8 protein-coding genes and 1 pseudogene are annotated in these 11,432 nt (G+C 67.3%); 4 read left to right on the top strand and 5 right to left on the bottom strand.

Going from position 1 to position 11,432, the window contains the following annotated elements; all coding sequences use genetic code 11:
- Positions 1–2,519 (top strand): hypothetical protein (locus OXU32_14325; protein ID MDE0075129.1); only part of this gene is annotated, 2,519 nt, incomplete at its 5' end.
- Positions 2,520–2,566: 47 nt separating this feature from the next.
- Here the strand turns inward: OXU32_14325 and OXU32_14320 are convergent.
- Complete coding sequence (locus tag OXU32_14320; GenBank protein MDE0075128.1) at positions 2,567–4,738, bottom strand: hypothetical protein; 2,172 nt, start codon at positions 4,736–4,738, stop codon at positions 2,567–2,569.
- 471 nt (positions 4,739–5,209) lie between these two features.
- Between OXU32_14320 and OXU32_14315 the strand changes: the two genes are divergently transcribed.
- Positions 5,210–5,338: a hypothetical protein gene (locus OXU32_14315; GenBank protein ID MDE0075127.1), complete on the top strand. Its 129-nt coding sequence runs from the start codon at positions 5,210–5,212 to the stop codon at positions 5,336–5,338.
- A gap of 1,137 nt (positions 5,339–6,475) precedes the next feature.
- On the opposite strand, the pseudogene OXU32_14310 reads toward OXU32_14315, so the two are convergent.
- The 3 genes and pseudogenes from OXU32_14310 to OXU32_14300 form a co-directional block, all read right to left on the bottom strand.
- A pseudogene (locus OXU32_14310) lies at positions 6,476–6,637 on the bottom strand (type II toxin-antitoxin system MqsA family antitoxin).
- A 493-nt stretch (positions 6,638–7,130) separates the two neighbouring features.
- Complete coding sequence (locus OXU32_14305; protein ID MDE0075126.1) at positions 7,131–7,445, bottom strand: hypothetical protein; 315 nt, start codon at positions 7,443–7,445, stop codon at positions 7,131–7,133.
- A gap of 27 nt (positions 7,446–7,472) precedes the next feature.
- Positions 7,473–7,781 carry a hypothetical protein gene (locus OXU32_14300; protein MDE0075125.1) on the bottom strand — a complete coding sequence of 103 codons (309 nt, stop codon included), beginning with the start codon at positions 7,779–7,781 and terminating at the stop codon, positions 7,473–7,475.
- 67 nt (positions 7,782–7,848) lie between these two features.
- Here OXU32_14300 and OXU32_14295 point away from each other — a divergent pair, with 67 nt between their 5' ends.
- Entirely contained in the window at positions 7,849–8,349 is a 501-nt protein-coding gene (locus tag OXU32_14295) for a hypothetical protein (GenBank protein MDE0075124.1), read from the top strand.
- 305 nt (positions 8,350–8,654) lie between these two features.
- Here OXU32_14295 and OXU32_14290 read toward each other — a convergent pair whose 3' ends face one another.
- A complete protein-coding gene (locus OXU32_14290) occupies positions 8,655–9,143 on the bottom strand; it encodes a hypothetical protein (GenBank protein MDE0075123.1) in 489 nt (162 codons plus the stop codon).
- A gap of 343 nt (positions 9,144–9,486) precedes the next feature.
- Here OXU32_14290 and OXU32_14285 point away from each other — a divergent pair, with 343 nt between their 5' ends.
- Entirely contained in the window at positions 9,487–11,352 is a 1,866-nt protein-coding gene (locus tag OXU32_14285) for a M66 family metalloprotease (protein MDE0075122.1), read from the top strand.
- Positions 11,353–11,432: the final 80 nt, after the last annotated feature.

Raw genomic sequence — 11,432 nt, 5'->3', positions numbered from 1 at the left:
TGGCGCTCTTGGCGGAGCAACTGCGCAACTACTGGGTGCAGAGCGACAACGGTGCTCGCATCGAGGAGATCGTCCAGAAGGCTTCGACCGCAATCGATCAGGTCGCCGAGGTGCTGTCCCGGCTGGACCGGAACCGGGGCCGCAAGCCGGAGTCTCCCGGCACCAAGGCGCTCATATGGCTCAACGCGCTGGTCTTTCAGGAGCTGCTGGCGAGCCACCTGGACATGTCGCTCCTGCCTGCCGAGCACCGCCAGAAGACGATCAGCCGCCCCGACCCTGCCGGGACCACCGCAGACCTTGAACGGCAGTGGGAGGAGATCCTTGCGATCAACTGGTGGCCCATATTCCACGTCGCCCGCGAGACGCTTCGGGCAACGCCGGGCTCGCCCGGAACCCATTTGGCCATCGGCGTGCTGATCCGCACCGCTCGCGAGATCGTCGAATCGGGGATGATCCGCCGCCACGACGTGGCCGGTCGCGTGTTCCATCGGCTGCTGGACTCGCGCAAGTTCCTTGCGACCAACTACACGACGATCCCGGCGGCGATCATGCTTGCGGGCCTCGCCTTCGACGAGCGCGGCCCGCGCTGGTCCGAAATCGACTTCGCTTCGGCCGAGTCCGTCGCTGGGCTGCGGATCGTGGATCCGGCCTGCGGCAGCGGCACCCTGCTCATGGCCGCCGCGCAGGAGGTACTCAAGCGGGCGCGCCGTGCCGGAGCGCCCGCCCAACAGGCCCCGACCATCGTGCGGACGATTTTGGAAGAGGCGCTCTATGGCTTCGACGTGGTCCCCGCCGCTATCCACCTTGCCGCCTCCACGCTCTGCATGGCCGAGGCGCGTCAGGTCGTCAAGGACATGAACCTCTGGCGCGTTCGGCACGACGTGACCGATGGCGTTGCCCGCCTTGGGAGCCTCGACTTCCTGTCCTCGTCGCCCAGTCAAGGAAATGCTGCTCGGCTCAGCCTCTTCGACGACGAGAAGCCGTCGATCCGCCGTGTGACCGGCACCGGCGAAGTAGAGGACAGCCGCGTAGGCATGCCATCGAAGTGCCACCTCGTGATCGCCAACCCGCCGTACACCCGTGCGGGCGGCCCCGGAGACGAGAAGAACACGGTTTGGAATCCCATCTTCGGGTCGCTTTTGGACAAGCGGGACGCCGAGAAGATGAAGAAAGCGCTGCGGAAAGCACTCGACGGAACGGCGGCAAGTCTCTATGCGGGGCTCGGATCGGCCTTCGTGGTGCTCGCCGACGAGGCGCTCGACATCGGGGGACGCTTGGCTTTCGTGCTTCCGGCGACGATGCTCACTGGCAGCCGTTGGGCACCCATCCGGCGTCTCCTGCTGTCCAAGTACTCGGTGGAGTGGGTGGTCGTGAGTCACGACCTGCGGAACCGGAGCGCCAAGAAGGGGCTGCCCGGACGGCGGCTCGTGTCGTTCTCCGAGTCCACGCGCATCGCCGAGGTGCTGATCGTCGCGACCCGGCGGCGGTCAGGCCGTCCCAAGGACAGCCGCGTGTGCTTCGTGAATCTGTTGCGGAATCCGGACGAGCCGATTGAGGCGCTGGGACTGACCCGGAAGCTCTTGGCTCTGCGCGATGGTCTCGCGCCGCTTGAGCCCGCCGCGATCGGCATAGGGGAGACGACATGGGGGAATGCCGTCTCAGTTCCACAGAGCGATCTGCCGTGGGACGGTGGCCCGTGGTCGCTCGCGACGTTCGTGCAGCCGGGGCTCGCACTGATCGCGAACCGCATTGCTTTGGGCGAGCAGGGCGGGCTCGGTTCGGTTCCGGTTGCGGAACTCGGGGCGTTCGCCGACTTGGGTCCCTACCACATGCAGGTCAAGAATCCCAAGTACGGACTGTTCACGGTGCGCGAGCGGCCAACGTCAACGGCTACTGCGGAGTGGCGTCTGCGAGCGGGCATACCGGCTCTCTGGCACCACAAGGCTGGACGGAACACATGCTTGGCCGCGTCAGCCGACGCGCTTCTGGAACGACGCGCGGATAGCAGCCGAGCAGACCAAGACCAAATGCTGGCGAAGAGCGGCTGCCTGCACTTGGCGGCGGACCTCGGGATGGCTCCCCAGCGAGTGGCTGCGGTCATGACCGACAGCCCGATGCTCGGGTTCAGCTCTTGGATTTCGGTGGTCATCCGCAATTCCCGAGCTGGCAAGAACGAAGCCCTGTGCCTGTGGCTCAATTCCACCTTCGGGCTCCTTCTCCGAGCCATGCACGGCAATCGGCCCTACCTGGGCCGCTCTCGCGTGCCCCACGAACTCGCCCGCACCATGCCCGTACTCGATGTGGACCGGCTATCTAACAGGCAACTCACGGCCGCCGCAGCCGTCTACGCCGATCTCAAGCGCCGCGAACTTCAAGGCTTCAGCGCGCTGGCCGACGATCCCGTCCGGCGCGAGATGAACGAGCGCCTCTGCCGCGAGGTGCTCGAAATCGATCCCGAGATCGTGGCCGACATCACCCGCAAGCTGTCTCTGGAGCCGACGCTGCACGCCCGGCACTGAGGCCGGTGGAGCAAGCGGCCCGGTTACACGGTGGATCCCGTCGCCCCTTAATTCAACCCGGCCGTAATCTCCTGCTCGTGTGTCCGGTGGCGAGCCATATGTTGCCCCAGTTCTCGCCTCAACCTCCTCGCCCAGTGGCGGATTGCAGGCATCTCGTGCCCCTGCAGCGCCTCAAGGGCAGCCTCGTGACTGGCGTAGTGATCCGCCAGCGAACTGACCACGCCCGTCGTGTGCAGGTTGCTCTCGAACGCGTCCTGCACATCGGAGCGCTCTCCGAAACCGTCGATGAGCCGCGACATCACGGGATGAAGGAGGCGGCCGGAATCGCTGTCTGCCGCCGTCAAGATGGGCAGGCACTTCGCGGCGAATGCGGGTGCCTGATCGGGGCTTGCATGGCACCACGCCAGCAGGTCTTCTTCGGGGAGCGCGAGAATGGGAGGATCGACTCCGCGATCGATGAGGGACCTCTCGCCCAAGGTGAGCGCCATGAGCCGCGCGAAGCGACCGTTCGACGCGATGGCGCCGCCAATGATCTGCCACATGCCCGGAAACCCTGACAGCAGTTCCCGCAGCACGCCCCGCAACGCCTTGCCGTACAGTTCGATCTGGGCGTCCCGACGCCAGCAAACCAGCGCCTTCGAGAAGGCGAGGGCCGTCTCGCGGGCGTGATCATCCTCACGGCCCTTCCGCAGCGTCGCCAGGACGATGCGGGCGAAGCACCAATCCGTTGGCGGGGTGGCGGCTCGGGAATCCCTCGTGCGCCAGCGGCCGGCGTTCCGTGCCATTGTGACCACTTGGCTTGGAAAGTCCGCGATCAGGAACCCGATTTCCCGGGTGTCGTTCCTCTCTTGGTCCTCTTTGCGCAACATCAACCACAGGGTGCTGACGCCGATTGCAAAGGATGTCGCGTCGTGGTCGAGAAGCGCATCGAGCAGCCGGGCCACCGCCGTGTGGGGCAAGGGATCTAGTGTTTCGGGACGCATCCAGGAAGCCAGCGCAGTGGACGGAATGGTGCCTTGGGCCAATCCCACGACGCCCTGGGCAACGTCCTCAGCCGTAAGTCCGATCCGGCGACAGATCTCCGGGATGGCCGGAGCGAGCGTCGGAGACTCGAAAACGCTCTGCTTGACCGCTTCCAAGTGGTCGTGATGTCGGTGCGCGAGACTCGCAACGAAACCCACAAGCAGGTCATGGTTGCGCTGGTCTTGGGGCTCGTTCTCGACGGCCCTCATGATCGGGTCCAGCCAATCGACCGGAGACGGTGCTCGGTTCGCGATGGACTCTCCCAGCTTGCCGACATGGAAGTGCTTCCCTCGGCTGAGATGGGGGAGGAGCGCGTGCAATGTCTCCGGTTTCTGCAAGAGATCGTCGGCCAAGGCGTCGATCTTGGCGAGAAGCGCCGCGACATGCTCCGCCTCCGACTCGATGAACCAATCGTGATGCGTTGGAGGCTCGGTCACTAGCGTACGCACCAGCCCATGAACGTCAGTTGGAGTGAGAAGGTCGATCAAACACTGTACGCGCGCGACCGTCGGCTCGTCGATCCGCTTGGTGGAACGTACGAGAACCCCACGCAGCTGCCGCAGTGCAAGCGTCCACCTGTGGCCCGCCCCTTCGACTCGATGGATTGCTTCCTCGACCGCATCGATGAACCCGCGGAAGATCAGACTGGCGATGGAACCGCCGAGTTCGTCCCGGCTCATGACGCCGACTTCGTCATTCCGTGCGGCGAGTTGGGCGAGGCGCGAGATGCAGCCGCCGACATACTTGGCCAGTTCTGCCCTCGTGGACGGATGCCAGCGGTTCAGCGTTCGCCGCGAGCCGTGCACTTCCGGGCCGATCACGCTCAGGCGGTCTGTCTCGTAGCTCGCCACCAAGGCACGAACAACGTGCATCAGTCGGGTCGCGTCGCTCGCGGCAACTGCCTCGTCGAGGAATCGGAGTCGGCGCGCTCCATCGGCCTCCGTCGCTCCCGAAAGCGCAGGAAAGAGCGTGGTGAACGGGCGGGCCGAATGCTCGTTGTCCATCCGGCCCTCTACCCGCAGCAGCCGCAGCATCAGACGGGCACCGACGTCGAACGTCGCCGCGGGGAAGGCGATCTTACCGAGGCCGCGCATAAGGCAATGCAGCGCGTTGCCTTTGGGCGCCAACGGCTCCAGATGGCTGTCGAGAAGGCGTTCGATGCATTCGGCTACCACTTTCGGGTCCACTTCAGCCAAGCATGCTAGGACCTCGGCCCGACAGTTGTCGACCACGCCGGTGTCGAGGGGACCGCCCTCCCTGCATACGTGGGACACCACCCTGGTTGCGATCCCGGTCCCGTTCAAATGAGCCAGACGCTCGGCCGCCAAACGGGCCAAGCCGGGTGCGAAGCTGCCCGAGAGCACCTCGTCCCACTTCTGGGGATCCCACACGCTCCACTGCCGTTCCGCAAGCCGAACAACGATCGGCCGGGGCTGGATAGCTCCGAGTCCGCCGCGCCGCTTGAAGACGCCCCGGTCTTGGAGTTGCTGTATTGCCGCATACAGGTCGTCACGGGTGAGATCGCGACCGAGAGACGCGATCTTTGCTAGGAAGTCCTCGTTCGTTGGCGTCCCACGATGGCCCAGCCATCCGATGTTCGCGGGGTCCACCCGCACCACGCGGAAGGCGGAGAGAAGCGTCGCGGACCTGAGCAGACGATCCGCATCGTGCGACGCTCTTCCCACAACGAAGCGGTCGATGAATTGTTCCGGGCGCGGGTCGACGAGTTGGGTGGCACCGACTTCGGCGCCAATGCGACGCGCGACTTCCGGGAAGCCCGCCGACATTCGGGCTAGGCGCTGTCGGTCCAGCGGCGGCAGCGTCCCGGCCACTCGTTCTACGACTGCCTCGACGACACTCTCGGGGGCCTCGTCGATCCCAATGGTGTCGGTACCGAGTCGCGATGGCATCTCATCGTCAATGATGGAGAGAAAGGAAACCCCGCTGCCGGAGCGTCGCACCAACCCGACCAGAGCGTCATGGCTCTCCGGGTCGCAGCCGTCCGCCACGACGACGGCGCGTGCGCCGGACCCGGCCAACCTGTCGACGATGCCGGGAAGCGCTCGGTCGGGTACTTCCGACTGTTCCGCGTACATCACCAGGTCTCGCAGGGGGCGGTTGGCTGTCCGGTCGTCGCCAGCACCACCCAAGGCCTCCAAGCACAGCCGAGACTTGCCCACGCCAGACAGTCCCGCCACACGGAGAAACGCACCGGGCTGGGTCAATCGCTCCCGAATCTCGCTACTCAGCTCCGGTAGCCTTGGATCCTCAACCCAGTGGACCGAATGCTCGCTTCTTTCGCTCCATTGACGCCAAGAGACGAACCAGCCCGGAGAGGGGATGCCAACCTGCTCCTGAACCCAGAGAGCCACCGGCGGATGAGTGTTTATCCACATTGCAGTCACATCGGCGTCCCAAAAAGCGATCCGCTCAGGACGAACGGGCAAGCCAGCCCCGCGAAGCGCTTCGCGGATGGCCCGCTCCCGACTCTCGACCGACTGCGGATACCGGCGCGTGCAGAGCAGGATGTAGCAACCATCCCGTTCCAGGACCGAGCGCACCATCGGCTTTACTTGGCGTCCGCGGCGCGTCAGCACCTCGCGCCCGGCATCGGCTGGCCCAACCCTCCTAGTCTTCAACTGGAACTGGCAGAGGCGCGAGGGCAGAAACTCCGTGCGCTCTGGCCCGCCCTGCCAAGAGATGCGTCCGTCTTCCCCGCCGTCGCGCGCGGACACGTTGCTCGACACGCGGATGCCGGAGAGAGGAATGCCGTTAGCTTGGGCCTCGACACACAGGAGTCGACGCAGGAGCTCGTGAAGCTGCTCGGGTCGAAGGCCCTTGAGATCCTCACCCCGCACCTCGAATGGAGAGGGGTTCCGGGAGCGAGCGGGAGGAGCGTCTTCCCCACGAAGCACCCACACCCCTTCAGGATGTGCCTCCAGTACGCGGAGCAGGCTGATTGCGGCCGCCCTCGGCCTCATGTTTCCCGACTCGTACTTGGTGAATGCTCGCGGCCCACCTCCCAGAAGCCTCCCTGCTTCCTCCTGGGTGAGGCCCAGCCGTTCGCGGATCGCCCGGATCCGGTCGGGCGTCATGTCCTGCTGCGGGTTCGGGATCGACACGACCAAGTCCTCTCGTGTACCATAAAGGTCCATTGCATGGCAGATGTATCAATAATACCAGCATCCGCCCAGAGACACAAAATGCGCCGCCCTCGTCACTCCTCCGCGACCGGGTGACGCGGGGGAACGTCGCCACATGAGCGGGGATGTGGCGCTCGGCACCGGAACGCGACGGCTCCGGGATGGTTTTGGACTCCCGCAACTTCCCGGGAATTGAGGCAGTTTTCCCGCTTCAGCGGCACGGTCCAGCAAGGTCCAGTACAACGGCAGGAAACGCAGATCGTGCGGCCCTGTAAGTAGTTAGCCGATTTCCTGCCGGGATTCATACCTCAGGCGATCCGCTGGGCGAACACCCACAGGACGGCGGCCGAGGCCGTCTCGGTGATCGCCCACATCGTATCGTTCGAGCGCTCGCTGCTCCGTGTCGCCCGCATCGGCGGGGAGACCGGCGATGCTCATTAAGTTCCTAGCCCACGGGAAGGGCTCGGCCAAGGCGGCGGCCAAGTATCTCGTCGGCGAGTTGGACGCCGAGGGACGGGAGCGCGAGGGCGTCGAAGTGTGGCGCGGCAACCCGGACATGGTGGCCGCCGTCGCCGACTCGCTCGACTTCGAGCGGAAATACAGGTCGGCCGTGATCGCATGGGCGCCGGAGGACCGGCCCACCGATGAGCAGATCGAAGCGGTCCTCGACGAATTCGAGAAGACGGCGTGGGCCGGACTGGAGCCGGACCGCTACTCGTGGACGGCGGTTCTGCACCGCGAGCGCGGAGGCGGCGTCCACGTCCACATTCTGGCCGCGCAGTGCGACCTACAGACGGGCCGCAGCTTGAACATCGCGCCCCCCGGCTGGGAGAAGACCTTCGATCCGCTTCGCGACGCCTTCAACCACGAGCACGGCTGGAGCCGACCGGACGACCCGAGGCGCGCGCGAGCGCAGCGGCCGGGCCACGTGGCCTACATCGAGGCGTCGAAGCTGCGCGCCGGACTCGAACACGAAGCGGACCCGCGCACGCTGATCCGCGACTACCTCGTGCAGCGCGTCGAGCACGGCGCGGTCAAGGACCGAGCCGACGTGGTCTCCGCGCTGGAGGATGTGGGACTGGAGGTGCCGCGCCAAGGCAAGGACTACATCACCGCCCGCGATCCCGACAGCGGGAAGCGGTGGCGGCTGAAAGGAGAACTGTATGAACGAGACTTCGAGCCCGGGCGACTTGACCTCCCGGCTGAGGAGCAGGCTGGAGGCCGACCGGAGGCGGATCGAGGACGAAGCCGCGCGCGAGCTCGCGCGGCTCGGCGAGAGCTTGAGCGCCGTCGCAAGCGGCGCGCTGCGTTCCATCGAGGCCGATACGGTCGAGGCGACCGGGCGGATGCGCGAGTTGCTGATGAGGGCCTGGCTCCGACCGCTGGTGGTCGGCATGAGCCTCTTTCTCGGTATCTGCGGCGGCAGCTGGGCGACGATGCACTGGCTGTCGAGGATCATCGACTCCCGGTTCGAGACCTTGACGGAGGTGAACATACGGATTCACCGGGCGCGCGAGACGCTGGCGGAGATGCAAGAGACGACTTGGGGCGTCGAGTTGATGGAGATCAACGGGGAGCGGTACGTGGCGCTGCCCGCACGCACGTCGGGCCGTCCGGCGTTCACGATGGACGAGCGGCCCTACTTGAAGCTGTCGAGGGAGTGAGGAGGGAGCTGCGTGACCGATTTGGAGCGGCGGCTGACGGCCGCATTGGAAAGGTTGTCCGGGCAGTACGAAACGGAACAGCGGCGGCAATCCGGACAGATCGAAGCGTTGCGAGAACAGGTCGAAGCCTTGCAGCGGCAAGTCGAGCGGCTGAGCGCGCGGGTGACGGACTTGACCGGATACTCCGGGACCTACGGCGCAGGGCCAGGGCGCAGATGGAGATGACGAGGCGGCTGGTCGAGAGGATCAGGCCGCCCGGGCCGGACCGGGACTCCGGGCCGAGCCGGTGAAACCGGCGGGCGGGGTCATGCGACCGTGATCGGCGAGAGGCTGTCCAGAAACGCCCACCCGATGTACTGGAGGACGGCCCCCAGCCAGTCGAAAGCCTCCGGATGGCCGTCCAGCCCGTCCTGCAAGGCCCCCATCATCCACGGGCCGCCCGGAGGGTCGCGGAACTCCGCGAGGTCGCAGCCCTCGATGAACCAGGAGGACGCCGCGACGGTCTCGCGCCATGCGCGCCGCGCGCCGTCGCCACCGCCTTCCGCCACCGCCACCGACACCGCAGGCCGCCCGTCCGGGGCAAGGATGCACGCCCGCAGGACGCGCGGGCCGTGCGGATGCGCGAGCACCTCCAGTTGCCACGCATCGTCCCGCGCCCGCAACGGCGCGGGAACGCCGAGCGCGCCCGCCCCCGCGATCAGCCGTCCGTACGCGGGGGTCACCTCGTCGACCACCTCGGAGCGATCCGAAAGGCAGTAGTTTCCCATGTTCGCGGTCCAGTGTTCGAGCGTCACGGGTCGGTTCCTCACAGAATGGTTTAGAAGGCTCCACCTCCGACCGAAGGTCCATCAACAGTAAGGTAATCTCGCGCCGCCGGGTTCCAAGGCCAGCGTCGCACCCCGGAGAGAGACGTGGTAGGATGAACGCCTCTCCGCTTCCCGTCGCCGCCGCGATGGAGGGGGCAGGGGGACGCTTCGGCGGTCGCCCGGTCGCCGTGGAGGCCGAACCGGCAGCAGGTTGAGGCTAGGGTTCGGCCCAAGGTTCACGTCCGCCGCGGTCCGCTTGGGTCCGGTGTATTCCGGATCATATTTGTGTATCCAAAGTGATACGGGAGCGGGCGATATACTACGTAAACCAATGAGCGGCAGTAGATTACGCTTTTCGTGTTTAGTCCCGCCCGAACTTGGCGGCCTGTCCAGCCTCGCGTACCTGGCGCTCGACGGCAACGGCCTTTCCGGCCCGCTGCCGCCGGAACTCGGCGACCTCCCGGCCATCGAGGAACTGCGCGTCGAGAACAACGACCTGTCGGGCCCGCTGCCGCCCGAACTTGGCGGCCTTGCGGACCTGCGCGGGCTGGGGCTCACGGGCAACCCTCGGCTGGCGGGCCCACTCCCCGCCGAACTGACGTCCCTCGGCCGGCTCGAACGGCTCCTGGCCGGGGGCACGGAGCTGTGCGCGCCCGCGGACCCCGCCTTCGCAGCCTGGCTCGACGGGGTTCACACGCGTCGTATCGCCCCCTGTGCCGGACGGGAGACGCCGGCGGCGTACCTGGTTCAGGCGGTGCAGTCGCGCGCGTTCCCGGTCCCGCTGGTCGCGGGCGCGCGGGCGCTGCTGCGCGTGTTCCCGACAGCGGCGCGGGCCGGGGACGCTGGCGTTCCGGCGGTCCGGGCCCGGTTCTTCGTCGACGGTCGGGAGGCGCATGTGGAGTACGTTCCGGGCGGGTCCGGGGCGATCCCGACTGGGGTCGACGAAAGCTCCCTCGCCACGTCGGTCAGCGCGGAGATCCCGGGGCGCGTGATTCGGCCCGGCCTCGAGGTGGTCGTCGAGGTGGACCCGAACGCGACGCTGGACCCTGCGCTGGGCGTTGCACGGCGGATTCCCGCAACCGGACGGCTGGCGCTCGACGTGCGAGCCCTGCCGCCGCTCGAGCTGACGGTCGTTCCGTTCCTGTGGGCGCAGGCGCCCGACTCCTCAATCGTGGACGCGGTCCGAGGGATGGCGGCGGATCCGGAGAGCGACGCGCTGCTCGCGGAGGTACGCGCGCTGCTCCCGGTGGGGACGCTGGCGGTGACGGCGCACGAGCCCGTGGTGAGTTCGAGCAACGACGCCCGCCGCCTAATGGAGGAGACGGAGGCGATCCGCGCGCTGGAGGGCGGGGGTGGCCACTACCTGGGCACAATGGCGGGCCCCGTGACGGGGCCCTCCGGGGTGGCGTTCCTTCCCGGCCGGGCGGGGTTCTCGATTCCCCAGTCGGGCACCATTGCGCACGAGCTCGGCCACAACCTGGGTCTCCATCACGCGCCGTGCGGCGGCGCGGGCGACCCGGATCCGTCGTTTCCCCACCCGGACGGATCGGCGGGGGCCTGGGGCTACGATTTCGCGCGCGGCGAACTGGTGCGTCCGGAGACCCCGGACCTGATGTCGTACTGCGGCCCTCCCGACGGGATCAGCGAGTACCACTTCGCCAACGCGCTCCGCTACCGGCTGTTCGAGGCGCGGGCGGCGGTGGAGCCGTCCGTCGCCGCCCCGGCGAGGTCGCTCCTGCTGTGGGGCGGCGCGGACGCCGACGGCGCGCCGTTCCTGAACCCGGCCTTCGTCGTCGAGGCGCCGCCGGCGCTTCCGGACTCGGCCGGCGCCTACACGCTGACGGGCCGAACCGGTCGCGGGACCGAGCTCTTCTCGCTCCGCTTCGCGATGCCCCGAACGGCCGACGGCGACGGTGGCTCCGGCTTCGCCTTCGTGCTGCCGACGGAGCCGGGCTGGGCGGGCGAGCTAGCCGGCATCACCCTCGCCGGCCCCGGCGGATCGTTCGCTCTGAACGACGACAGCGACGTCCCGACGGCCATCCTGCGCAACCCGCGCACTGGCCGGGTGCGGGGCATCCTGCGCGAGGCGCCGCTTCCGGCCCGGGCCGCGATGGACACGGTGGAAAGGTCCGCAGGGCCGGAGTTCGAGGTCCTCTTCAGCCGCGGGATGCCGGACGCGGCGGCGTGGCGGCGATGACGAGGCCACGAAACCCGAAGGTTCGCCAACCGATCGAGATGGACTCACACACAGACGCGCACACGTCTTTCTACGCGCAG

Source organism: Gammaproteobacteria bacterium (genome assembly GCA_028819075.1).
Taxonomy (GTDB): Bacteria; Gemmatimonadota; Gemmatimonadetes; order Longimicrobiales; family Gaopeijiaceae; genus BD2-11.
Note: the sequence above shows the minus strand (reverse complement) of the source record. Positions and strands in the feature narration are given on the sequence as shown.